Origin of the sequence: Oleiagrimonas sp. MCCC 1A03011 (assembly GCF_003267965.1) — a bacterium.
GTDB classification, from domain to species: Bacteria; Pseudomonadota; Gammaproteobacteria; order Xanthomonadales; family Rhodanobacteraceae; genus Oleiagrimonas; species Oleiagrimonas citrea.
The window spans coordinates 114,691-139,318 of the sequence record NZ_MSPY01000006.1 but is presented as its reverse complement, the minus strand read 5'-3'; the positions used below and the strand labels follow the sequence as shown (position 1 = coordinate 139,318).

Sequence of the window (24,628 nt, the reverse complement as noted above, 5' to 3'; positions counted from 1 at the left end):
TTGGATAGCCCCCTCCGCGGGGCATACAATCGCGCAATTCGCCCTCCGCCCTTATTAAGGTACGCGCACGCACGTGAACGCTCAGATCCTCAGCCCCGAACTCGTCGACGTCGATCAACCGGCGCGTCAGCGCATCACCGAAGCCTGGCTGCGCGACGAGTCCGAAACCGTCCAGGCCCTGCTGGCCGAAGCCGAACTGCCCGAAGCCGAGCGCAAGCAGATCATCGAACGCGCCACCAATCTGGTACTCCGCGTGCGCGAGCGGGCGGATGATCAGGACGCGATCGAAGCGTTCATGCGCCAGTACGACCTGTCCAGCGAGGAAGGTGTGCTGCTGATGTGCGTGGCCGAGGCATTGCTGCGCATTCCCGATACCGACACCATCGACATGCTGATCCGCGACAAGCTCGGCGATGCGGACTGGCAGAAGCACCTCGGCGGTAGCCACTCGGTGCTGGTCAATGCGTCTACCTGGGGCCTGATGCTGACCGGTCGCATGGTGCAGATGGCCGAAGACACGCGCACCGATGTGCGCGGCGCCATGCGCCGCCTGGCCGGCCGCGCCGGCGAACCCATGATCCGCGCCGCCGTACATCAGGCCATGCGCATCATGGGCAAGCAGTTCGTGATGGGCCGCCGCATCGACGAGGCCGTCGAGCGCGCGGACAAGAAGGCGAACCGCCCCTACCGCTACTCCTTCGACATGCTCGGCGAAGCGGCCCTGACGCAGCCGGATGCCGAGCGCTACCAGCAGGCCTACCGCAACGCCATCGTCGCACTGGGCAAGGATCCGGACGCCGGCAACCTGATCGAGGCGCCGTCGATCTCGGTCAAGCTGTCCGCCCTGCACCCGCGTTATGAGCACGGCAAGCGCGAGCGCGTGCTCGTGGAACTGACCGGGAAAGTGCTGGAACTGGCGCAGATGGCCAAGGAACAGGGCATCGCCCTGACCATCGACGCCGAGGAAGCCGACCGCCTGGAACTGTCGCTGGATGTCGCCGCCGAGGTCTTCGCGCATCCCTCGCTGGAAGGCTGGGACGGTCTGGGCATGGCCGTGCAGGCCTACCAGAAGCGTGCGCCCGCCGTCATCGACTGGCTGGCCGACATGGCGCGCCGGCACAAGCGCCGCTGGTTCGTGCGCCTGGTCAAGGGCGCCTACTGGGACACCGAGATCAAGCGCGCGCAGGAACTGGGCTTCACCGGCTATCCGGTCTACACGCGCAAACCGAACACCGACGTCGCCTACCTGGCCTGCGCCAAGCGCCTGCTGGATGTCGGCGCGGACCTGATCTATCCGCAGTTCGCCACGCACAACGCCCACACCATCGCCTACGTGCACCACATCGCCGAAGGCCGCCCGTACGAATTCCAGCGCCTGCACGGCATGGGCGAGGACCTGTACGCGGAAGTGATCGGCAAGAACAAGCTGAACGTGCCGTGTCGTGTCTACGCGCCGGTCGGCAGCCACGAGGACCTGCTGCCGTACCTGGTGCGCCGCCTGCTCGAGAACGGCGCCAACACCTCGTTCGTCAACCGCATCTTCGACGAGGACGTCAGCATCGACGAGCTGGTGGCCGACCCGTGCGAAACCGTGCGCGGCTTCAAGACCTTCAACCATCCGCGCATTCCGATGCCGGTCGATATCTACGGTGAACAGCGGAAGAACTCCATGGGCGTGAATTTCTCCAACGAAGACGACATCCGGCAGCTGGCCGAGGACATCAACGCGCACAAGGGACCGTGGAAGGCCGCGCCGCTCGTTCCGGGCGCGAAGATCGGCAAGGAAACGGTGAAGGTCACCGACCCGGCCGACCACCGTCGCGTGGTCGGCGAATGGATCGGCGGCGACGAGAGCGTCGTCGACACCGCCATCACCAACGCTGTCGCCGCGCAGCCGGACTGGGACCGCGTGCCCGCCGAAAAGCGCGCGCAGATCGCCGAGCGCGCCGCCGAGATGATCGAGGCCAACCGCGGCGAATTCGTCGCCATGTGTGTGCGCGAAGCCGGCAAGACCCTACCCGACGCCATCGCCGAAGTACGCGAGGCGGCGGACTTCTGCCGCTACTACGCCGGCATGGCGCGCAAGCTGTTCGGCCAGCCCGAAGACATGCCCAGCCCGACCGGCGAAACCAATCGCCTGTTCCTCAACGGCCGCGGCGTGTTCGTGTGCATCAGCCCGTGGAACTTCCCGCTGGCGATCTTCATGGGCGAAGTGATGGCCGCGGTGCTGGCCGGCAATACCGTCGTCGCCAAGCCCGCCGAGCAGACCTCGCTGATCGGCTACGCCGCCGTGAAGCTGCTGCACGAGGCTGGCATTCCGCAGCACGTGCTGCAGTTCATTCCGGGCGACGGCGCCAGCGTTGGCGCGGCCCTGACCCGTGATCCGCGCATTGCCGGCGTGGCCTTCACCGGCTCGACCGAGACCGCCTGGGTCATCAACAAGACGCTCGCCGCGCGCAAGGGTCCGATCGCCACGCTGATCGCCGAGACCGGCGGCCAGAACGCCATGATCGCCGATTCCTCGTCCCTGCCCGAGCAGCTGGTCAAGGACGTCATGGCCTCGGCTTTCGGATCGGCCGGTCAGCGCTGCTCGGCCGCGCGCATCCTGTTCATCCAGGACGACGTCGCCGATCGCGTGATCGAAATGCTCGGCGGCGCGATCGACGAGCTGAAGGTCGGCGATCCGGGGCTGCTGTCCACCGACGTCGGCCCGGTCATCGACCACGACGCGTTGGAAGGGCTGCAGAAGCACGTCGACCGCATGAACCGCGAAGCGAAGCTGATCCGCAAAGCGACCGTCGACGCCGAGGTGGCCGAGCACGGCACTTTCCTGGCACCGCACGCCTTCGAGATCCCCTCACTGGACATGCTCGAGCGCGAGGAATTCGGTCCGATCCTGCACGTGGTGCGCTGGAAGGCCGGCGAGCTGGACAAAGTGCTGGACCAGATCAACGCCACCGGCTACGGCCTGACCCTGGGCATCCACAGCCGCATCGACGACACCATCGCCTACGTGCAGAAGCACGCCCGCGTGGGCAACTGCTACGCCAACCGCAACCAGGTCGGCGCGGTGGTCGGCGTGCAGCCGTTCGGCGGCGAAGGCCTGTCCGGCACGGGCTTCAAGGCCGGCGGTCCGCACTACATGCTGCGCTTCGCGACCGAGCGCGTGCTGACCGTCAACACCACGGCGGCCGGCGGCAACGCCAGCCTGATGATGCTCGGCGACTGAAGCACGCCGCGGACACCGAGGCACAGCTCAAAGAAAAGCCCCCGCATCGCTGCGGGGGCTTTTTTGTTGCTCGTTGCCGACCGGCCCGCGCAAGGCGGGCCGTCGCGACCGATCAGAAGTGATAGGCCGCCGAGAACGCCAGCAGGTTGCCCTTGTCGCTGAAGTTGCCGACCAGACGGTCGCCCGTCGGGCTGAGGTTGTTGACGTGCGCATCGCTGACGAAGATGTGCGCGTAACCGACGTTCAGGTCCAGCTTCTGCGTAGGCTTGTAGCCCAGACCGACGCTGATCCAGCGACGGGTGCCGTCCGGCACGCGCGGATCACGATGCGCCTGCGAAGTCGGCGAGCCGTCCACGGCCACGCCGCCGCGCAGCGTCAGCTTGTCGTTGACGTAGTACTCGCCGCCGACCGAGACAAACAGGGTGTTCTCCCAGTCGAAGGTTTCCACCGAAGCCGGCTGCGCCGGGTTCGCGTAGTTCACCCGAAGCTCCTTGAAGGTGCTCCACTTGGTCCAGGTCACGTCCGCACCGACACCGTACTTCTCGCCCTGATGCCAGTAGCTCAGGTTGGCGAAAGCAGGCGTGGTGAACGGCGCGGTGCCCGTGGTGTTGCTGAACGGCACGCCGCCGGCACCCGCCAGCAGCGGCGCCACCGTCGGGCTGCTGAGCAGCGCGGTAACGTTGCTGGGCATGGTGAAGCGTGCGTTGCCTTTCAGCGTGTGCGAGATCTTGGAATGGTAGTCCAGCGCCAGACGGTCACTGTCGGTCAGCTTCCAGAACGCGCCCAGCTGCCAGCCGTAGCCCCAGTCGTCGCCCTTGATGCGCGCCTCGCCATCACTGCCCGGCGGCACCACAGCATTGATGGTCGACAGGTAGGTCGGCGCCGCGGCGGCCGGCAGCACGCCACCGGCGACGGCCTGCTGGATCAGTCCCGCGGCCACGCCGTTGTAGTTCACCGCCGAGGTCAGTTCCGCCTTGGTGTGCTGGGCGATGACGCTGGCACCGATGCTGAAGTTGTCAGTCAGGTCGTAGGACGCCGACAGCGTGGCGTCGAGCGACTGGAAATCCGACTTCAGCGCGTGATAGCGACCCACCCAGCCCGGGTTGTAGTTGGTCTTGAAGCCGAACGGCGCGGTGACAGCGAAGCCGATGTGCGTGCGGTCGTTGACCTGCGTGGACAGGAAGAACGCCGGCACCGGGATCGTGGTACCGCCGTCGCCGCCGTTGCCGCCACCCAGCGGACGACCGAAGGCATCGGTGCCCGTGCCGCTGAACTTGGTGCTGAAATTGATGGCCGTGACATCGGCCTGGAACACCGTGCCGGTCAGCATGGTCATCGCGGCCGGATTGTTGACGACGACCGAAGCGTCATCCCCCGCCGTGGCCGAACCCGCGAACGAGCGACCGAGCGCCTTGGCGCTGTTTTCCTTGAGCTGAAACGCGCTGGCGTGGGCCGCCTGCGGCATCCCCAGCGCCGCGGCTACGGCCACCGCCAGCACGGCGAATGCCGTGGGACGGGCAGCTTTGACAAACGAGTTTCTGATGGACATGTATACCTACTCCTGACGTTCGGACGCCTTCGAATCTGCGACCCTGAAACGGGCCCCTCCTCCATTCATACAGACGTTTGAAGCCTGTCGCGGCACTTTGACGAGAGCGCAGCGCGAATGCAAGTGCCTGCTTGCATGCCCGGCACTGACGACCGCGCCCCGAATGCGTATGCTGTGCAGCCCGCACCGTCTACGATCCATCATGCACTGCCACGTCTACGCCAGCCGCCGCAAAACCGAAACCTATCTCTGGCTGCGCGACCCGGAGCAACTCGAACACCTGCCCGAAGCGCTGCAGACGCTGCTGGGCGAACTGCGTTTCGTGCTCGAGGTCGAACTGGACGCTGCGCGCAAGCTGCCGCATCAGGATACCGAGCAGGTACTGTGCAATCTCCGCGAGCAGGGCTGGCATCTGCAGCTGCCTCCGGGCGAAAACGCCTGAACGCCCGCTGACGTCCGCCACCCGATCTGTCCTGCCTCGTGCGCCCGAAGGTTTCGGGCGCACCGCACATGCGCGTAGTATCGTGACGCGCAAGCCCAATCCTCGCCCCGACCCGGATCGCACCGCCCGACATGTCGCCGACCAAACCGCGCCGCCGCACACCGCTGCAGACCATCCTGGTCTGGTTCCTGCCTGCTCTGGCCATGATCGCCGCCGCCGTCGTCGTCGCTTCGCCGACCGCCCTGATTCCGCTGCTTCTCGCCAACACGCTGATGCTGGGCGCCATGTGCCACGCCATCGGCTTCGATCCGGAACCCACCTTCACCCGCACGGTGCTGCGCCGCGGCGTGGCGCATCTGATCCTGTTCACGGCCTATACCGCGCTGGTGCTTGTGCTGATCGCATGGCCGCTGGTCATGCTGACGCAGACGCCCTCGCTGGCCAGCAGCATCGTGCTGTCGATCGCACTGGCCCTCGGTGCGGCCCTGCTGTGGCGGGCCTGGCCCGCCTTCGGTCTGGCGTTCCTGTGGGACGACGCGTTTCCGGGCAGCGCCGGCAAAGGTTCGCTGATCCGCGCGGCGCTGTCGCGCAGTCTGCAATTCGCCCGCCACCTGTCCGGCGAGGAACGTTTCTTCAGCCACTTTCTTCCCGTTTCGCTGTGCACGCTGATCGCCGCCTTCGGCGCGCTGGCGCTCAGTGTGCTGGTCGGCGTGGTACCCGATGAGCTGCGCACCGCCGGCGTGCTGTTGTACGGGCTGATCCTGCTGCCATTGTGCTGCCTGGTCATTACCAATCGCACGCTGCGCGCACTGCTCTACGAAGGACAACAGCGAGGCGGAGGTTCATCGACGACCGCCGAGCCGGACCCGGACCGGGAACGAAGCCGCGAACTCGATGAGGCGCCCGCCGCGAGTTCGCCGGAAACCGAAACGGGCGCGGCAAGCGACGATGACCTGCTGGAGGCCGTGCGTGCCGGCCGCGTCGATGCAGCGCTGACGCTGCTGGAAGCCGGCGCCGATGCCGACGCCATGGCGCATCCATCGGACCGCGATCAGCGCTCGGCGCTGATTCTCGCCGCCCTGCTTCCGGAAACTCGGCTGCTGCGCGCAATGATCGCGCACGGCGCGGACGTCAACCGCGTCCAGGCCGGCCTGACGCCCTTGCTCGCCGCCACGCGCGACAGCTATCACGGCCGCGCCGAGGCGGTGATGACGCTGCTCGCGAACGGTGCCGACCCGTGCCAGGCCGATGCCGACGGCAACACCCCGCTGCACGGCGCGGCGCTGAGTGCCGAACCGACGGTGGCGGCCATGCTGATCGACGCCGAAGCCGACCCCAACGTACTCAACCGCCAGGGCCTCACGCCGCTCGCCGCTGCCTGCCGCGCCGCCAACTGGCCGCTGGCGCAGTTCCTGCTCGAACACGGCGCCAAGCCGGCGCTGGACAGCGGCGAACCCGCGCTGGTCGCCGCTGCCGGCATCGCCGAGGACGATCCGGAAGGCGTGCGCCTGCTGCTCAAGCACAAGGCCTCCGTGCACGCCGCCAACACGATTGGCCGCACCGCACTGATGGCCGCGGCACTGGAAGGTCACGCCGACATCGCCCGCGCGCTGGTTGGCGCCGGCGCCAAGACCGATGTCGTCGACCATCACCAGACCAGCGCACTGATGGAAGCCTCGCGCTCGGGTGCACTGGGCGTCGTGAACGTGCTCGCCGCCGCCGAGGCGAGCGTCGACCTGCGCGACAAGCACGGTCGCGACGCATTGATGCTGGCCTGCCAGTCACCGCGCACGCAAGCTGGCATTGTGCGCGCGCTGCTCGATCTCGGCGCCGACCCGCGCGCCGTGGGCAACGACGAACGCAGCGCGCTGGACCACGCCGCCGCCACCGGCCGCTGGGACCTGGTCGCGCTGATGGACCCGCAGACGCCGCTGCCGGCCAATCTCGACATCGGCGCAGAACCGGAAGCCGGCGCGGACACGCCCGAACACCTCGCCGACGCCCTGCGCTTCGGCCACTGGGCCATCGCCTCGACCTTTTCTCGACGCGCCCGCGAGTGGCCGCAACGCGATCTGGCGAACATGTATCGGCAACTGGCCGGGGATGCACCGGCCACCGCGCGCCGCTGGCTGCTGGAACATGGCCTGTCGCCACACGCCACGCTCGAGGACGGTCAACCGCTGCTGGATGCCTTGCTCGATGCGCTTCCAGACAGCGCCGATGCCGTTCACGACCTGATGGACGCCGGGGCCAGCTGTGCCGGCGCCGGGCGCATCGCACGCAGTCTGGACAACCTCGACAACGACGCCTGCAGCGAACGCCTCGTGCTGCGCATGCTCGACGCCGGCGGTGACCCGTTCGGCGCGCACCGCGACGGCATCACCCCCCTGCACCACGCGGCCGCCAACGGCCAGCGGACCCTGCTGCAGGTCTTGCTGAACCTGGGCAGCAACCCCAATGCGCAGGATGCCGCCGGACGCACACCGCTGCACGCCGCGCTGGAGCACGCCGATCCACTACCGCAGATTCGCGCCCTGATCCGCGCCGGCGCCGACCCGGAAGCCCCGGCGGCCAACAGCGAAACGCCGCTGGGCAGCGTGCTCGATCAGGCCGACCCGGAACTCACTCGCTGGCTGCGCTGGGACGAGCGCTGGCCGTTGCCGCGCCGGGCACTGCGCCCGCACGACCTTCCCGCCGCCGCGGCGACCGGCGACAACGAAGCCGTCTGCAAGCTGCTCGACCTCGATTTCGCCGTGGACAGCCGCGACAGCCAGGGTGCGAACGCCCTGCTGCGTGCCGCCGGCATGGGGCATACCGAAACCGCGCGACTGTTGATCGAGCACGGCGCCGACCTCACCCTCAGCGCCCGCTCCGGCGTGACCGCGCTGGCCGCCGCCGCCAATGCCGGGCGCAGCGACATGGTGGCGCTGCTGATCGAGAGCGGCACGCCGATCGACCAGCCGCTACCCGGCCAGGCCACCGCACTGATGCTGGCGGTGGCACGTGGACACGTCGATATCGCCGAGCAGATGCTCGAAGCCGGCGCCAACGTCCATGTGCGCGACATGTACGGACGCAGCGTGCTGCACCCCGCCGCGCAGCTGTGTTTCGCCGGCCGCGACAGCCTGCGTGCACGGCGTCTGCTCGATGTGCTGCTGAAACGCGGCGCCGATGCCAACCATGCCGACCAGGACGGTCGCACTCCCTTGCTGCTGCTGCTCGGCTCGCATGCCAAGCCCGGTGCGGACTGCGACAGCACCCACATCGGCGCGCTGCTGCCCGCGCTGCTGGACGCCGGCGCCGATCCCCGCCACGCCGACCGCCGGGGCGTCACGCCGCTGCATGCCTGCGCCATGCATATGCTGACCGCGCCGGCGCGGGTTCTGCTATCGCGCGGCGCGGCGCGCGACGCCGTCGACGAACTCGGTCGCACGCCGGCCGAGCTGGCCCGGGCGCTCGGCTACATCGATGTCGCCGTGGAACTGGAAGCGCGCGGACATGCCGTGCCCGGCGTGCACCAGACGCTGCGCCAGCCCGCGGCCGACTGACACCACCGATCCGCATCCAGCGCGGTGCACGATGGTTTTCTCGACGGCTTCGCCGCCTGCCTGGAAGCCTGGCTCGATGCCGGCCTGACCTCAGCGATCCTGCGCAACGGCGGCATGGCCTCACCCGCACATGCCATCGGTGCGCTACACCAGACCGTGTCGAAGCAACAGCTTGCCACGCTGACAACCTGAAGACACCGAGCGAAGGTCGTCTTCAGATACGCTCGCCCTCTTCCTCGCTACCCGCATCGCGCTGCCCGCTGTCGGCCTCGAAGATGCGCTCCAGATCGGCCAGCGCCTCGCGCGAGGACTGTACCAGCGCGGTCTCGTCGTCGTAGACGAGATACTGGGTCTTCAGCAGCGCCTCGTCGTGCTCGCGGAAGCGCTCGACCTGCTGCGCCGCGTCGGCCTCCGACGCACCCAGCGCCGACAGCACCTGTCTGGTCATTTTCAGGCTGGAATCGAAGGTCTCGCGCACCGGCTCGTCGATGCTCAGATCCATCAGGCGGAAGACATGCTGACGGTTGCGCGCCCGTGCCACGATCTTGAGGTGCGGAAACTGCCGCTTGACTACGCGCGCCGTGCGCAGATTGGCCTGCGGATCGTCCGTGGCCAGTACGAAGACCTCGGCCTTGTCGGCCTGTGCCGCGCGCAGCAGTTCCGGACGCGCCGGGTCGCCGAAGAAGATCGACGTGCCGCCGAAGCGGCGCGAGAAATCCACCTGCTCGACCGAGGCCTCCAGCGCCACGAACGGAATGTGCTGGGCGCGCAGCACGCGCGCCACGATCTGACCGACGCGGCCGAACCCGGCGATGATGACCCGCGGCGCATCGGTGTCGATGTGATCGTATTCGCGCGTCTGCGGCGTGTCGCGCTCGCGCAGCAGACGCGCCAGCGCCGTCACCAGCAACGGCATCAGCGCCATCGACAGACTAACCGCCAGCACCAGAAGATCGCGCTGGCGCGGCTCCAGCAGATGCTGACCCAACGCCAGGTTCAGTACCACAAAGGCGAATTCGCCGCCGCTGGCCAGCAATACCGCCATGCGCAATGCATCGGCGCCACTCAAACTCCCGGACAGGCGCCCCACCGGCCAAAGCAGGACCCCCTTGACCAGCAGCAGTCCGAGCACCAGTCCGGCCACGACCCACGGTGCCTGACGCAACAGCGACAGATCCAGCGACATGCCGACGCTGATGAAGAACAGGCCGAGCAGCAGCCCCTTGAACGGTTCGATGTGCGATTCCAGCTCGTGCCGATATTCGGAATCGGCCAGCAGCACGCCGGCAAGGAACGCGCCCAGCGTCGCCGACGCACCCGCCAGCTCCATGACCCAGGCCGTGCCCATCACCACCAGCAGCGCGGTCGCCGTGGACACCTCCTGCATGCGCGTACGCGCGACGATGCGGAACAACGGCCGCAGCAGATACCGGCCGCCGACCATCACCACCACGATCGTGGCGACCACGCGCAGCGCGCCCATCCACATCGGATCGCCCGTTTGCGCGGTGCCGTACCCCAGCAACGGCACCACCGCAATCAGCGGAATCGCCGCCAGATCCTGGAACAGCAGCACCGCGAAAGCCTGCCGGCCGTACGCGGAACCGGCCTCCTTGCGCTCGGCGAGAATCTGCAGACCGAATGCCGTCGACGACAACGCCAACGCCGCCCCCACCACCACGGCCGCACGCAACGACAAACCGAAACCGTAATAGGCGACGGCCAGCAATGCCGCACCGCACACCAGCACCTGCAGCAGACCGGTGCCGAACACCGCGTGGCGCATCACCTTCAGGCGCGACGGCGAAAGCTCCAGACCGATCACGAACAGCATCAGCACGACGCCCAGTTCCGACACCTGCGCGACGCGGCCGGTATCGCCGACCAGTCCCAGCGCATGCGGCCCGATGGCGATGCCTGCCAGCAGAAAACCCAGCACAGCGGCCAGCCGGAACCGTTTCGCCAGCGGCACCGCCAGCACGGTCGCCAGCAGAAACACCACGGCCATCTGCAGCATGTGTTCGGTATGCACTCGCTTCCCTTGAACGAACCCGCCACGCGCATCGCGTGCGTCCAGAGTACGTCAGGCGGCGAGCGCTGTCCCTCCCGGAACGACATCGGACTGCCATTTCACGAACAGCGCCCGTCATCGCCCCCTGACCGGAATGGGAGACGCAGGCCGAGGATCAGGAATCGATGCATCCCGCATCGGCGGCACCATGTTTCGAATGCACGGCGCGCGAAGACGGGCCGACGCCTTCCGGCGCACTTTGTCACCATCGATGTCGACGGGCCGACGCGCTGAACAAGCGTCGTTCAGTGCCGAAAATCCAACGAGGTGGTCATGTGGTCAGTCCGCCTCGCGCAGCCAGCGCGCGGCGTCGAGCGCGAAATAGGTGAGGATGGCGTCGGCGCCGGCGCGCTTCATCGCCACCAGCGACTCCAGCACACAGGCGCGTTCGTCCAGCCAGCCGTTGGCGAAGGCGGCGCGCAGCATCGCGTACTCGCCGCTGACCTGGTAGACGAAGGTCGGCGCGCCGAACGCGTCCTTCACGTGGCGCACGATGTCCAGATACGGCATGCCCGGCTTCACCATCACCGCGTCGGCGCCCTCGGCCAGATCCAGCTCGACCTCGCGCAAGGCCTCGTCGCTGTTGGCCACGTCCATCTGGTAGGTGTGCTTGCCGCCACCGCCCAGACTGGCCGCCGAGCCCACCGCATCGCGGAACGGGCCGTAGAAGCTGGAGGCGTACTTGGCCGCATACGCCAGGATGCGCGTGTGGATGTGCCCGGCGGCTTCCAGCGCGTCGCGGATGGTGCCGATGCGGCCATCCATCATGTCCGACGGCGCGACGAAGTCGGCGCCGGCCTCGGCCTGCGCCAGCGCCTGCTTGACCAGCACCTCGACGGTCGGCTCGTTCATCACGTAGCCGGCGGCGTCGATCAGACCGTCCTGACCGTGCGTGGTGTACGGGTCCAGCGCCACGTCGCAGATCAGACCCAGTTCGGGCAAGGACTGCTTCATGGCGCGAATGGCGCGCTGCATCAGGCCATCGGGGTTGTACGCCTCGGCGGCGTCCTCGCTCTTGGTCGACGCGTCCGGGACCGGGAACGGGGCCAACGCCGGAATGCCCAGACTCAGCGCCTGTTCGCCCACGCGCAGCAATTCGTCGATGGACACGCGCTCCACACCCGGCATCGACGGCACCGGCTCGCGCACGCCCTGCCCCTCGCGCACGAACACCGGAAGGATCAGATCGGCGGGCGTGAGGACGGTCTCGCGCATCAACGCACGGGAAAAAGCGTCACGGCGCATGCGACGCATGCGAACAGCGGGGAAGGTCATGGGCGGAATCCGGTCCAGAGAACAGGTAACGACCGTTCATTGTACGCCGCCCCTCGGCATGTCCCCAGCGGCAAGCCGCCGCGGGCTTCACCAAACGGCCCCATCCCGCCTCGGGAATGCCTCGAATCGACCGAGCACGGCCGCATTCGTCGTGCACCGTTCGAGGCGTGAATCACAGAAAAGCACTTGTTGTTAAAAGAAAATTAATCTACTGTAGATCAAGACGATGCACCCTGATTTGCAGTCCTATCCCAAGAACTGGTTTCAAGTCACGGATTTTACTGACATGTTCTCCTCAGTCGCTCTGACCTTCCTGATCGCCTTCAGCGCACTCACGCTGGGCATGTCCGTCAAGCGCATCCCCGAGGGCCAGGTCTACACGCTGCGCCGCATGGGCCACAGCGCGCCGCGACTGCTGCAACCCGGCACGCACTGGATTTGGCCTGTTCTGGAACACGTCACCCACCGCATCAGTCTGGTCGGCCGCTCGCTGGAGCTGGATGGCGAAGGCCAGGACGCCCTGCACGGCACGGTCTACTGGCAGGTGCTGGAGCCGGAACGCGCCGATGCCGTGATCGAGCGCGCCGAAGCCTTCATCCGCGAACAGGCGCAGCTGGCCGCGCCGCAACTGGCGGTGCTCGACAGTGACGCCGCACGCAATGCCGCGCTGAAGGATCGCCTCAACGCCACCCTGACCCAGCACGGTCTGTTCGTGACGCGCGCACGTCTGCGCGAGCGCGCCTGAGACTGGCATCCGCCCGCCGTCGCGGGGATACTTGTCGGTTCCACTCCACGGAATCACGCATGTCCCGCGCCACGCTGCAAACCCGACTCGACCAGGGCCTCGCCGCCCTCGGCCAGACCCTGGCCGAGGATGTCCGCGCGCGACTGGTCGACTATGTGGAGCTGCTGGCGCGCTGGAACGCGGCCTACAACCTCACCGCCGTGCGCGACCCGCAGGACATGGTGACGCGCCACCTGCTCGACTCGCTGGCCATCGCACCCTTCGTGACCGGCACCACCCTGGCCGACGTCGGCAGCGGCGCCGGCCTGCCCGGCCTGGTACTGGCCATCATCGCACCCGAACGCGCGGTCACCCTGATCGACACCAACGGCAAGAAGTCCCGCTTCCAGCGCGAAGCGGTGCGCAGCCTGCGTCTGGACAACGTCGAGGTGATCCATGCCCGCGTCGAGCAGGTCGAGGGCACGTTCGACTGCGTCACCGCGCGCGCCTTCGCCAGCCTCGGCGACATGCTGACCTGGGGCGGCCACCTGCTCGCCGCGAACGGCCGCTGGCTGGCCATGAAGGGACGCCGCCCAGACGACGAACTGACGGCGCTACCGGACGGATTCCGGCTCGAACGCGAACACGAAGTGACCGTGCCCGGCCTGGACGCCGAACGCCGCCTTCTGGTGCTGGCGCGGTCGGACGCGCCGTGATGGTACGCTTCCACTCCCTGTCCGTGCCGAACGCCGCCCTGCGCGCGGCGACGGACGCGACGGTCGACGCAGCGAGGGGACCATGACGCGCATCATCGCGATCGCCAATCAGAAGGGTGGTGTCGGCAAGACCACCACCGCCGTGAACCTGGCTTCGGCGCTGGCCGAGGCCCGGCGCAAGGTGCTGCTGGTCGACCTCGATCCGCAGGGCAACGCCACCATGGCCTCGGGCGTCGACAAGGACGACGTCAAGCCGAACGGCTGCGAGGTGCTGCTCGAGGAAGCGCCGATCGAGGACGCCATCCTCACCACCGAGGCCGGCTTCGATCTGCTGCCCGGCAACGGCGACCTGACCGCCGCCGAACTGAAGCTGATGGACGCGCTTGCGCGCGAATCGCGCCTGTCCGAGCAGCTGGGCAAGCTCGGCGACCGCTACCACACCATCCTCATCGACTGCCCGCCGTCGCTGCATCTGCTCACGCTCAACGCACTGACCGCGGCCGACGGCCTGCTGATTCCGGTGCAATGCGAGTACTTCGCGCTGGAAGGCCTGTCGAGCCTGCTCGACACCGTCCGCGCGGTGCAGCAGCGACTCAACCCGAAGCTGGAGATCGAAGGCCTGCTGCGCACCATGTTCGACGTACGCAACAACCTCGGCAACGAAGTCTCGGCCCAGCTGACCAAGCACTTCGGCGACAAGGTGCTGCGCTCGATCATCCCGCGCAACGTGCGCCTGGCCGAAGCCCCCAGCCACGGCCAGCCGATCAACCTCTACGACCGCGGCTCGCGCGGCGCGATCGCCTACCTCGGGCTGGCCGGCGAAATGATCCGCCGCGAGCGCACTGCGGCAGCCGCCACGACGGCAACGAACTAGGAGCACATTCATGGCGGCCAAGAAACGTGGACTCGGACGCGGACTCGACGCCCTGCTGGGCGGCGAAGACGCCGCGGCGACGGGCAAGGACGGCAGCAAGACCGAAGGCGAGCTGCGCACGCTGCCGATCCAGCACATCGGTCCGGGCAAGTACCAGCCGCGCCAGCACTGGAACGAGGAAGCGCTGACCGAACTGGCCGACTCGATCCGCGCCCAGGGCCTGATCCAGCCTGTGGTGGTCCGTTCCATGGGCCGCAACAAGTACGAACTGATCGCCGGCGAGCGCCGCTGGCGCGCCGCGCAGAAGGCCGGCCTGTCCGAGCTGCCGGCGCTGGTGCGCGACGTGCCCGAGCAGTCCGTGCTGGCGATGGCGCTGATCGAGAATATCCAGCGCCAGGAACTGACTCCGCTGGAAGAGGCCCAGGCGCTGGAGCGCCTGATCGACGAATTCAGCCTGACCCATCAGCAGGCCGCGGAGGCCGTAGGCCGCTCGCGCGCCTCGGTGTCCAACCTGCTGCGCCTGCTCGACCTTCCCGACGCCATCCGCGAGCTGCTCGACGAGGGCAAGCTGGAAATGGGCCACGCCCGCGCCCTGCTGACGCTGGACGCCGACATCGCTACGCCGCTGGCGCGCCAGGCCTCGCGCATGGGCTGGTCGGTGCGCGAGCTGGAGGAAGCCGTGCGCCGCGCGCAGAACGGCAGCGGCAAGTCGGGCAAGTCCGCCAAGGGCGCGCCGCGCGATCCCGACGTCGAACGGCTGGAAAATGAGCTGGCCGAGAAATTCGCTACTCGTGTGCAGCTGGCCCACGGTCGCGGCGGCAAGGGCAAGCTGGTCATCCACTATCACAGCCTGGACGAACTGGACGGCATCCTCGGCAAGATGCGCTGAATGCAGCTGCGACGATCTGTCCAAGGCAGGGGTGAAAGATGAAGCCGTCTGACCCGGTCCTACAAGATGTGAACGCCCGACAGCATCAGTTCGAAGCCCTGACCCGCGCCCATGCCGCGGATCTGTTCCGTTTCGCCTGGTGGCTGTGCGGGCAGGAAGCCCTGGCCCACGACCTGGTGCAGGAAACCATGCTTCGCGCCTGGAAGAACATCGACAGCCTGCGTGACGCCGACGCCGCCAAACCCTGGCTGCTGACCATCCTGCGTCGCGAGCACGCGCGTCTGTACGAGCGCAAGCGCCTGGATCTGGTCGAACTGGAGGACAACGTCGCCGAAAACGCGGCATGGGCCGACCCCGAACGGCAAGGACGCACTGCCGAAATACGCCGAGCCATGTGGAAACTGCCGAAAAAATACCGCGAGCCGCTGCTGCTGCAGACCCTGGGCGGCTTCAGCTGCGAGGAAATCGCCAACGAGCTGGGCGAGAAGCCCGGCGCGGTGATGACGCAGCTGTTCCGCGCCCGCCAGCAGCTGAAGGCACTGCTCGATGACGACCGGGAGGCCGCGCATGGACTGTCTTGAGTTTCGCCGCATCCTGACCGCGACGCCGCACAGCGACGACCCGGCCTTCATCGCGCATCGCCGCGAGTGCGCCTCCTGCGCCGCAGCCTGGGAACGGGCGCAGGCGTTCGAGAACGAACTGATGCAGGCCCTGAATGTGCCGGCCCCCGAGGGGCTGACCGATCGCATCCTGCTGGCGCAAACGACCGGCCGTCGCCAGCGCATCTCGCGCGGCCGCCGCATCGCCCTGTCGCTGGCAGCCTCGGTGCTGGTGGCGCTCGGCGTCGGCGGCGTGGTCTGGCAGCAGGTCGATGCGCACTCGCTGCCGGCGCTCGCCGTGGCGCACATGCCGCCGGAAATCGAATCGCTGAACCTGACCGAGCCGCTCACTACGCAGGCCGTCGCCGCCGGATTCGCCGGCCGAGACCTGGCCCTGCGCGGCCCGGTGCCGACCGGCACCACCTACGTGCACGACTGCGAAGTCGGCCGGTACAAGGCCGTGCATCTGGTCACGCGCCGCGACGGCGAGCCGGTGGTGGTGCTGTACATGCCGGACAAGCGCGTGGCGAAGACCCGCGACTTCGACCGCCACGGCTGGGTCGGTCGCGAGATGCCGATGGGCACCGGCTCGCTGGTGCTGCTGACCAACCGCGGCACGCGCGCCCCGTTCGACGCCGTCGCCGCCGACTGGCGCAAGGCCATCCAGGGACCGGGTGCGGACGCCGGGCGTGCACCACTGGCGCCCTGAACGACGCTAACGTTGCGCTGACACTCCCTCTGCTATGACTGCGCCCTCACATACGTGGAGGGCGCGATCATGCACGGCAATCCGGTGGGATGGTTCGAGATCTACGTCCACGACATGGCTCGGGCACGGGCCTTCTACGCCAGCGTCTTCGGCGTCGAATTCGAACGCCTGAACGACCCCAACGACAGTGGCATCGAGATGCAGGCGTTCCCCTCCGACATGGAACGCTACGGCGCCGGCGGCGCGCTGGTGAAGATGGCCGGCGTCGCCGCCGGCGGCAACGGCACAGTGGTGTACTTCGCTTGCGAGGACTGCGCGGTCGAGGAATCCCGCGTAGCCGGGGCCGGCGGCACGGTGCAGCGCACGAAGATGTCGATCGGTCCCTACGGTTTCATCTCGCTGATCGTCGACACCGAAGGTAACCTTTTCGGGCTGCACTCGATGGCCTGATCGCTCCTGCGCCTCAAGCACGCGGACAGAGCAGAAAAAAGCCGGCGCGGAAAATCGCGCCGGCCTCGGACTCTCCGTGCGTCGAGCGAGTCAGGCGTGGGCCGTAGCGCGCGACTTCAGCACCCGACTCAGCAACGCATCCAGCGACCAGCGACCCGCTCCCCACGCCACCAGCGCCAGCAGCATCAGGCCCCAGGCCTTGTGATCGGCGAAATCGCTGCCGATCAGGCCATGCCAGAAGCCGTTCGGCCACAGCGCCGGGTACGAGATCACGGCAATGAGGTTGTACACGAACAGAAACGCCGCCATCAGTCGCGTGCCCAGTCCCAGCGCCAGGAACCACGGCACGATCAGCTCGACCCAGGTGCCGAGGAACGCCGCGACCGAGGCCGACAGCAGCGGTACCTGGTATTCCTCCGAGAACAGGTAGTGGGTGCCGGTGGGATCGTCGATCTTGACCACGCCGGCGCGCCAGAAGGCAACGGCGACGAACAGGCGGAACAGCAGCAGGACCAGCGGTGAAAGTCCTTCGAGCAGTCCGGTGGTGCGCGCCCACAAGGGCAGGATGCGTGCATTCATGACAGAGCCTCCGGGGCGGTCGTGTCGGCCGCGTGAACGGTGGATGCGGCGAGCAGGGCGTGCTCGAATACGGGCTGCAACAATGCGGGCAACCGCGCGGGATCGGCGTCCGCGCCGAGCGCTTCGGCCAGCAAACGTCCCTCGCGCAGGGCCTGCAGGAAACGAGCAGCGTCGGGCGTGACCGGCTGCATGATGATCTGCGTCGCGTGGCGCCACAGCAGCACGCTCTGCGGCGCGCCGCGCGGATCGGGTGCATCGCCCTGCGGGTCGCGCGCCCAGGTCCACAGGTCCAGCGCCGGCACGGCGGCCTGCAGCACACGCACGTGCGGCTGCAGCGGAAGATGCAGTCGCTCGGCGGGCACCTCGTCGAGCGCGCGCAACAGCGCCTCGATATCCGCGACAGGATGCTCGGCGGCCAGTAGCGCCTCCTGGCGCAGCCATTCCAGCTGCGCGACGTCGACCAGCCATGCATACCCGGCCAGTTCCGGCTGCGCGCCGAGGAACACCGCGAAGTCGCGACCGAAATGCTGCAGGTTGCCGCCGTCGCTTCCGCGACGCGCGGTGTAACGCGTGGCCAGACCGTCGAAGCTTTCTTCGCCAATCAAGGCGCGCACCGCCGGGAATACGGCTTCGAGCGCCTCGACATGGATGGCGTAGCCGGCGTTGCGGTAGATGCGCAGCCGCGCCTGCGGATCGATGCCGCGCGCGGCGATCCACGGCGTCAGCATCGGTGCATCGCCCTCGATCAGACTTGCGGCGAAGGCGCGTTGCAGCTCATGCAGGGACGGCGGCGCGTGCATGCAAATGCTCCGTGGCGATGCGGGCCTCGTCCTCGAGCACCGCGAAATCGGGGAGGTCCTGATCCCATTCGATCAGGGTCGGTTTCGGACCAAAGCGCCGCACAGCGGTGACGTACAGGTCCCACACCGCATCGTCGACACGGCGGTTGTGCGAATCGATCAGCAGCTCACCGCCCAGCCCCTGCTTACGGGTGAAGCCGGCCAGGTGCATCTCGCCGACCCGCTCACCGGGGACGCCATCGAGGAAATCGAGCGGATCGAAGCCGTGGTTCACGCTGTTGACGTAGACGTTGTTGACGTCCAGCAGCAGGCCGCAGCCGCTGCGCCGGGAAAGCTCGGCGAGGAATTCCCATTCGCGCAGCGTCGAATGGGTGAAATGGATGTAGCTGGAGACGTTCTCGACCAGGATCGTCCGGCCCAGCATCTCCTGCACCTGCTGCACGCGCTGCGTCATCAGCGCCAGCGCCTCCTCGGTGTACGGCAGCGGCAGCAGGTCGTTGTAGTGCCGTCCGTCGACCGCACCCCAGCACACGTGTTCGGACACCAGCCCCGGCTCGACATGCGCGACCAGCGCGCGCAACTGCGCCAGGTGATCGGCATCCAGCGCATCGGCCGCGCCCAGCGACAGCCCCACGCCGTGCAGGCTCAGCGGGTAGTCCGTGCGCAACGCATCGAGCAACTCGCGATTCGGCCCGCCGGCGGCGAAGAAGTTCTCGCTGTGCAGCTCGAAGAACGGCACCGCCGGCCGCTGCGCCATGACGTGATCGTGATGCGGGGCGCGCAGCCCGATCCCGACAGCCGTCGGGACCGGGCGCACGCACGAGGTGTGCGACAGCGGCATGGATCAGCTCTTCTTCATCATGCCGTCGTGTTCCATCATCGCGCCGCCCGGCTTCGTGGAACCGCCGTCCAGCTTCTCGCACAGCCCGGCCGGCACCGCGACGAAGGCGTGCGGATCGCGTGCCTTGGAATCCTGACCGGCGCAGGAATGACCCGGCGACTGGCAGTCGTTCTTGTTGGCCGCGTTGACGCCGTAGCACTTGACCAGCTTGTCGTGGCCCATCTTGTCGCCCGCATGTGCGCTCGCGGCGGTGCCGATGGCGCCGGCGGCCAGCAGGGTCATCAGGGTCGATTTCAGAATGGTGTTGGCTTGCATGGGTCGTCTCCCTTGGCATTTTTGTCGGACGCCGGCACAGCGCCGGCATGCAAGGGGACCCGGACTCGGACGGATTCCTTACACGCATCGGCCGAATGGCCTGCGCCGAAGCCGTGCTTGCGCGATAATGCACAGCCGAACCCTTCGCGGAACAAGCCCATGCCCGATCTGTCCGTGGTCGTGCCCGTCTACAACGAGCGCGACAACATCCCCCCGCTGCTGGCCGAAATCGCCACCGCCCTGCGCGGAAAGGTCGATTACGAGGTGGTCTACGTCGACGACCGCAGCAGCGACGACAGCCGGGACGTGCTCCAGGCGCAGAAGGCCGAACACCCGGAACTGCGCGTGCTGCACCACCTGAACCAGAGCGGCCAGAGCACCGCCGTGCGCAACGGTGTGAAGGCCGCGCGCGGCACGTGGATCGCCACGCTGGACGGAGACGGTCAGAACGATCCGGCCGACATTCCCAAGTTGATCGCCGAACGCGATGCGTCCGACCCGAACGTGAAGCTGTTCGCCGGCTGGCGCGTGAACCGCAAGGACACGGCCAGCAAGCGCCTGGGCTCGCGCTTCGCCAACGCCCTGCGCAGCCGTCTGCTGCGCGACGAGACCCCGGACACCGGCTGCGGCATCAAGCTATTCGAGCGCGCCGCGTTCCTCGACCTGCCCTACTTCGACCACATGCACCGCTACCTGCCCGCACTGATGCAGCGTGCCGGCTGGAAGGTGAAGTCGGTACCGGTCAACCACCGCGCGCGCAACGCCGGCAGCTCCAAGTACACGAATCTGGGCCGCGCCATCGTCGGCATCTCCGACCTGCGCGGCGTGGCCTGGCTGATCAAGCGCTCCAAGCGCACCGGGATCGAGGAACACTGAGTCCCCGCGCGGTCGCGAGACCGTGCGTCAGGTCGATGCGGATTCGTCCGGGTCGGCCTCGGCGTCGTCCACGGATGCGTGGCTGCCGTGCAGATGATGCGGCGTCCAGTTCTGCAGAATGCGGCCGGCGCGCATGCGCCCCAGCTCGATCAGTTCGCGTGCGCGATGAAATTCGTAGGCTGTGGACACATTGGCCGGCATCTCGATCAGCAGATCCGGCTGGTAGGCCGCCAGACGCAGCTGCGCCAGATTGGCCTGCATCAGATCCAGCGACAGGCTGAGCAGTTCCAGCGCGCCCTGTTCGCGCGGTTTCTCCTCGCCTTTCGGCATCATCTTGCCGACGAAATCGGCGATGCGCTTGCGGTAGCTGTCGGCGTCCTCGTGTTCCTGTTCGTGCGCATCGATGTCGGCCGTCGACGGCAGCGCTTCGATCGGGCCGTTGACCCCGACCGCGACCATGTAGTCCCAGGACGCACTCAGCAACGGCGTCACCGGCAGCGGGTTGAGCAGGCCACCATCGACCAGTCGCCGACCGTCGATGCGATGCGGGCGGAAAATGGACGGAATCGCGATCGACGCGCGGATGGCATCGAACAGCGGGCCTTCGGTCAGCCACATCTCGCGACGACGGTCGATGTCGGTGGCCACGGCCGTGTAGGCCATCGGCAGATCGCCGATGTCGATCTCGCCGATCAGTTCGCGCAGCGTCTCGATGATGCGCTCGCCCTTGATGAGCCCGCCGCCGGACAGTGTCCAGTCGACCAGTCGCAACACGTCGATGCGCGCCAGCGAGCAGACCCAGTCGCGGTAGACGTCCAGCTTGCCGGCTGCATAGATGCCGCCGATCAGCGCACCCATCGAACTGCCCGCAATGGCCACGATCTCGAAACCGCGACGATCCAGTTCCTCGATGACGCCGATGTAGGTCAGCCCCTTGGCGCCACCGGCGCCCAGCGCCAGTGCGATACGCGTGGGCCGGCCATCCTTGACGGCGGCGAGCGAGGTCGATGCGGTGCCCATAGGAATGCTCTCCGTGTTCAGCGCGGAGGCGACTGGTACACGCCCTGCGCCAGCTGCAGCAGGATTTTCATCTCCTCGCGCAGCGGGGCCGGCGCCACGACCTCGGCGTCGGGGCCGTACTTGAGCATGTCCATCAGCAGTTCGCGCGAATTCGAATACGGCAGTTTCAGCTCGTAGCGCCCGTCCGGCAGCCACTGGCCCTGCTGCTGCGAATGCCAGTGTTCGTCGGCGACCCAGCGCGCCGCATGCGAGGAGAAACGCAGCGTGGCCCAGGCCTTGGGTGTGCCAGCGAAGATGCCGTAGCTCGACGCCAGCGTGTCGTTGAGTTCGGATTCCGCGACTTCATGCGCCGGCTCGTCGAGCGCGTGCGCATCGACGATGCGGTCGACGGCGAAGCTGCGCAGCGCCTCGCGATCGTGGTCCCAGGCGTCCAGGTACCAGTTGTCGCGGTAGTGCGTCAGGCGCTGCGGCGAGACCAGGCGGCGGCTGTCGGCGTCGGTGGTCCGCGCGCGGTAGCGGAAACGCAGCTGGCAGCGCTCCAGCACCGCGCCGGCAACGACGCGGAACGCATGCTGATCCAGTTTGCGCGCACCGTAATTGATGACGCGGATGCGCTCGACGGGCAGTTTCTTGCCACCGGCGTGATCGGCCAGAAGCCGCTCGATGCGCGAGGTGATCGGTGCCAGCGCGCCCGACAGCACGCCCGGATCGGAGCGCTGCACCAGCGCCTGCAGCGCCATCAGCGCCGACAGTTCGTCGGAGGTCAGCCACAGGCCGGGCAGTTCGAAGCGGTCGCCCTCGCCCGCCTCGTAGCGGAACGCGGCGTGCTCGCCTCCTGCGCTCTCGACCGGCGCGCCGAGCGCGTCACGCAGAAAGGCAATGTCTCGGTACAGCGTCGCGCGCGAACAGGAGAGCTCGTCCATCAGCCGCGACAGGGTGACCGGATAGCGGGCCGACTTGAGCAGGCGATGCAGCGTGAGAATGCGTTCGTATCGATCCATGGTCGCGTTCCCATCAGTGGACGTGGGGCGTGGGTACACCGGGCCTTCCATGCTCCCACAACCGGCTTCGCGCCGGAAGCACCCGCGCTGCGCATGGCGGACTGTGCGAAAATGCGCCTCCCTATCCGCCCATGCCCGACGCACGGACCGCATGCCGGTGCCGAACGCCGCGCGGTCCGCTAGCATGGTTGCGGCACGACCTCCCTTCGGATCGCCGAGAACGTCGCTTTGAACATCCGTATCGCCATCATGTCTGGCGGTCGTCCCACGACCCCGCCCCGGGAGCCACGTCCGTGAGCTGGCAGGCCTGGGCCACTGTCGCCATCATCGTGGTGACCATGGCGCTGTTCGCCAGCGAGCGCGTGCGCATCGACGTGGTCGCGCTGATAGCGCTGGCGGCGCTGGCCGTGCTCGGCATCGTCACGCCGGCGGAAGCGCTGTCCGGCTTCAGCAACGAGGCGACCGTGACCGTGGCAGCGATGTTCGCGCTCAGCCTCGGCATCGAGCGCTCCGGCGTACTCGAACCGCTGGCGCGTCTGCTCACGCGCATCCGAAAACCCTGGCTGCTGACGCTGGCGATCATGCTGGTGATCGCGCCGCTGGGTGCCTTCATCAAGAACATCGCGCTGGTCGCCACCTTCCTGCCGCTGGCGCTGCGTGTGTGCTCGCAGACGCGCACTTCACCGTCACGCGTGCTGATGCCGATGGCCTACGCCGCGCAGATGGGCGGCGTATGCACACTGATCGGCACCTCGTCGAACCTGCTCGCCGACAGCCTGGCGCGCGACGGCGGCCTGCCCGGCTTCAACGTCTTCGAATTCACCGGCCTGGGCGCGCTGCTGGCCGTGGCTGGCATCACCTACATCATGCTGATCGGCCGCTGGATGCTGCCGCGCGAGAGCAATCTGCCGGAACAGGAAAACGAGGAAATCGGCAAATACGTCACCGAACTTCGCGTGACCGAGAAGTCCTCCCTGCTCGACCAGACCATCGCCGAAGCCGTGCTGGGCGAGAACCACGGCGTGTATCCGCTGGAGCTGCTGCGTGGCGAACGACGCATGTGGTCGCCGCGCTCGCAGAAGTTGCAGGTCGACGACGTGCTGCTGGTGCGCGGCAGCTGGGACAAGATCGAGACCTTCCGCAACCGCGCCCACCTGGAGAATGCACCCGAGGCGCGCTATGCGCGGGGTGCCAGCGAGACGCCGCGCGTGGTGGCCGAGGTGATGGTCGCGCCGGCCAGTCCGATCGAAGGCCACCGCCTCGGCGAAACCGCGCTGAACTGGCGCTACGACGCGACGGTGCTGGCCATCCATCGCCGTGGTCACATCCTGCGCGACAAGCTCAGCAACGTGTCGCTGGCGGTCGGCGACGTGCTGATGGTGCTTGTGGACGAAGCCGCCATGCCGCGCCTGCGCGCCGACGAGAATCTCATCGTGCTGAGCCAGCGTGAGAGCGTGCGCCCGATTCCGCGCAAGGCCGTGATCGCCGTGGCCATTCTCGCTGCCGTGGTGCTGGTGTCCGGGCTGAAGCTGCTACCGATCCCGATCGCCGCGGTGTGCGGTGCGGCGGCGATGGCGCTGACCGGCTGCTTCGGCACCAAGGACGTCTACGAAGGCATGGACTGGAAGATCATCGTCCTACTCGGCGCGATCCTTCCGCTGGGCACGGCGATCGAGAAGACCGGCCTGTCGCATACCGTGGTCGAGGGCGCGATGAGCCTGGTCGGCTACCACAGTCCATTGGGCGCGCTGCTGATGGTCTACTTGCTGACCGCGCTGCTGACCGAGTTGATGGGCCACAACCCGGCCGTGGTGCTGATGGTCGGCATCGCCATTTCGGTGGCGCACGCCATCGGCGTCAGCGCACAGCCCTTCGTGGTCGCCGTCGCCTTCGCCGCCGCGACCTCGTTCGCGACGCCTGTGGGCTACCCGACCAACACCATGGTGTACTACGCCGGCGGCTACCGCTTCACCGACTTCATGAAGATGGGCATTCCGCTAATCGGGCTGTTTTGCGCCCTGTCGATGTGGCTGATTCCGCTGTTCTGGCCGTTCCATCCCTGAACTGAACGGTCGCCCCGGTCATCACTGGAAGGCAGCGACGGCCATGACGTACCCTGCC

Annotated in this window: 22 protein-coding genes; 13 read left to right on the top strand and 9 right to left on the bottom strand. The window is 67.7% G+C overall.

Translation table 11 applies throughout. From position 1 onward, the window contains the following. Positions 1-73 precede the first annotated feature (73 nt). A complete protein-coding gene (gene putA, locus BTJ49_RS12495; RefSeq protein ID WP_240601828.1) occupies positions 74-3,229 on the top strand; it encodes a bifunctional proline dehydrogenase/L-glutamate gamma-semialdehyde dehydrogenase PutA in 3,156 nt (1,051 codons plus the stop codon). Between the two features lie 112 nt (positions 3,230-3,341). On the opposite strand, the gene BTJ49_RS12490 is transcribed toward putA, so the two are convergent. Continuing rightward, a complete protein-coding gene (locus BTJ49_RS12490) occupies positions 3,342-4,778 on the bottom strand; it encodes an outer membrane protein transport protein (RefSeq protein ID WP_113065737.1) in 1,437 nt (478 codons plus the stop codon). 202 nt (positions 4,779-4,980) lie between these two features. Between BTJ49_RS12490 and BTJ49_RS12485 the strand changes: the two genes are divergently transcribed. The 3 genes from BTJ49_RS12485 to BTJ49_RS15780 all read left to right on the top strand — a co-directional run bounded on the left by BTJ49_RS12485 (position 4,981) and on the right by BTJ49_RS15780 (position 8,960). After that, positions 4,981-5,220, top strand: a complete 240-nt coding sequence (locus BTJ49_RS12485) for a YcgL domain-containing protein (protein WP_113065817.1) — start codon at positions 4,981-4,983, stop codon at positions 5,218-5,220. Positions 5,221-5,351: 131 nt separating this feature from the next. After that, the gene (locus tag BTJ49_RS12480; protein WP_113065736.1) at positions 5,352-8,768 is read left to right on the top strand and encodes an ankyrin repeat domain-containing protein; all 3,417 of its coding nucleotides are present in this window, start codon (positions 5,352-5,354) and stop codon (positions 8,766-8,768) included. A gap of 24 nt (positions 8,769-8,792) precedes the next feature. After that, positions 8,793-8,960: a hypothetical protein gene (locus BTJ49_RS15780; RefSeq protein WP_168184741.1), complete on the top strand. Its 168-nt coding sequence runs from the start codon at positions 8,793-8,795 to the stop codon at positions 8,958-8,960. Positions 8,961-8,982: 22 nt separating this feature from the next. Here BTJ49_RS15780 and BTJ49_RS12475 read toward each other — a convergent pair whose 3' ends face one another. Continuing rightward, on the bottom strand, positions 8,983-10,800 hold the full coding sequence (locus tag BTJ49_RS12475; protein WP_304598394.1) for a monovalent cation:proton antiporter-2 (CPA2) family protein: 1,818 nt from the start codon (positions 10,798-10,800) through the stop codon (positions 8,983-8,985). Between the two features lie 318 nt (positions 10,801-11,118). Then, the gene (gene hemB, locus BTJ49_RS12470) at positions 11,119-12,114 is read right to left on the bottom strand and encodes a porphobilinogen synthase (RefSeq protein ID WP_113065734.1); all 996 of its coding nucleotides are present in this window, start codon (positions 12,112-12,114) and stop codon (positions 11,119-11,121) included. 286 nt (positions 12,115-12,400) lie between these two features. Here hemB and BTJ49_RS12465 point away from each other — a divergent pair, with 286 nt between their 5' ends. From BTJ49_RS12465 to BTJ49_RS12435, 7 genes are all read left to right on the top strand, one after another. Beyond that, positions 12,401-12,859, top strand: a complete 459-nt coding sequence (locus BTJ49_RS12465) for a hypothetical protein (protein ID WP_240151767.1) — start codon at positions 12,401-12,403, stop codon at positions 12,857-12,859. A gap of 59 nt (positions 12,860-12,918) precedes the next feature. Further along, positions 12,919-13,554: a 16S rRNA (guanine(527)-N(7))-methyltransferase RsmG gene (gene rsmG, locus BTJ49_RS12460; protein ID WP_113065733.1), complete on the top strand. Its 636-nt coding sequence runs from the start codon at positions 12,919-12,921 to the stop codon at positions 13,552-13,554. A gap of 82 nt (positions 13,555-13,636) precedes the next feature. Further along, entirely contained in the window at positions 13,637-14,428 is a 792-nt protein-coding gene (locus BTJ49_RS12455; RefSeq protein ID WP_113065732.1) for an AAA family ATPase, read from the top strand. A 10-nt stretch (positions 14,429-14,438) separates the two neighbouring features. After that, the gene (locus BTJ49_RS12450; RefSeq protein WP_113065731.1) at positions 14,439-15,317 is read left to right on the top strand and encodes a ParB/RepB/Spo0J family partition protein; all 879 of its coding nucleotides are present in this window, start codon (positions 14,439-14,441) and stop codon (positions 15,315-15,317) included. A 38-nt stretch (positions 15,318-15,355) separates the two neighbouring features. Then, on the top strand, positions 15,356-15,898 hold the full coding sequence (locus BTJ49_RS12445; RefSeq protein ID WP_113065730.1) for a sigma-70 family RNA polymerase sigma factor: 543 nt from the start codon (positions 15,356-15,358) through the stop codon (positions 15,896-15,898). Then, positions 15,885-16,625, top strand: a complete 741-nt coding sequence (locus tag BTJ49_RS12440) for a DUF3379 family protein (RefSeq protein ID WP_168184740.1) — start codon at positions 15,885-15,887, stop codon at positions 16,623-16,625. The genes BTJ49_RS12445 and BTJ49_RS12440 overlap by 14 nt, the downstream gene beginning before the upstream one ends. 69 nt (positions 16,626-16,694) lie before the next feature. Further along, positions 16,695-17,075: a VOC family protein gene (locus BTJ49_RS12435; protein WP_113065815.1), complete on the top strand. Its 381-nt coding sequence runs from the start codon at positions 16,695-16,697 to the stop codon at positions 17,073-17,075. A gap of 90 nt (positions 17,076-17,165) precedes the next feature. On the opposite strand, the gene BTJ49_RS12430 is transcribed toward BTJ49_RS12435, so the two are convergent. The 4 genes from BTJ49_RS12430 to BTJ49_RS12415 are packed head-to-tail and all read right to left on the bottom strand — an operon-like array spanning position 17,166 to position 19,610. Beyond that, positions 17,166-17,654, bottom strand: a complete 489-nt coding sequence (locus tag BTJ49_RS12430; RefSeq protein ID WP_113065728.1) for a DoxX family protein — start codon at positions 17,652-17,654, stop codon at positions 17,166-17,168. Further along, positions 17,651-18,454, bottom strand: a complete 804-nt coding sequence (locus BTJ49_RS12425; RefSeq protein WP_113065727.1) for a putative DNA-binding domain-containing protein — start codon at positions 18,452-18,454, stop codon at positions 17,651-17,653. The genes BTJ49_RS12430 and BTJ49_RS12425 overlap by 4 nt, the downstream gene beginning before the upstream one ends. Then, positions 18,429-19,295, bottom strand: a complete 867-nt coding sequence (locus BTJ49_RS12420) for a DUF692 domain-containing protein (protein WP_113065726.1) — start codon at positions 19,293-19,295, stop codon at positions 18,429-18,431. The genes BTJ49_RS12425 and BTJ49_RS12420 overlap by 26 nt, the downstream gene beginning before the upstream one ends. A 3-nt stretch (positions 19,296-19,298) precedes the next feature. Beyond that, a complete protein-coding gene (locus BTJ49_RS12415; RefSeq protein ID WP_113065725.1) occupies positions 19,299-19,610 on the bottom strand; it encodes a DUF2282 domain-containing protein in 312 nt (103 codons plus the stop codon). Between the two features lie 159 nt (positions 19,611-19,769). Between BTJ49_RS12415 and BTJ49_RS12410 the strand changes: the two genes are divergently transcribed. Next, positions 19,770-20,486 (top strand): glycosyltransferase family 2 protein, encoded by a 717-nt coding sequence (locus tag BTJ49_RS12410; RefSeq protein WP_113065724.1) that lies wholly within the window; start codon positions 19,770-19,772, stop codon positions 20,484-20,486. Positions 20,487-20,513: 27 nt separating this feature from the next. Here the strand turns inward: BTJ49_RS12410 and BTJ49_RS12405 are convergent, their stop codons facing one another. Next, positions 20,514-21,506, bottom strand: a complete 993-nt coding sequence (locus BTJ49_RS12405) for a patatin-like phospholipase family protein (protein ID WP_113065723.1) — start codon at positions 21,504-21,506, stop codon at positions 20,514-20,516. A gap of 17 nt (positions 21,507-21,523) precedes the next feature. Then, entirely contained in the window at positions 21,524-22,507 is a 984-nt protein-coding gene (locus tag BTJ49_RS12400) for a YafY family protein (RefSeq protein WP_113065722.1), read from the bottom strand. Positions 22,508-22,800: 293 nt separating this feature from the next. Here BTJ49_RS12400 and BTJ49_RS12395 point away from each other — a divergent pair, with 293 nt between their 5' ends. Continuing rightward, positions 22,801-24,570 (top strand): SLC13 family permease, encoded by a 1,770-nt coding sequence (locus BTJ49_RS12395; protein WP_113065721.1) that lies wholly within the window; start codon positions 22,801-22,803, stop codon positions 24,568-24,570. The last annotated feature ends 58 nt before the right edge of the window (positions 24,571-24,628 follow it).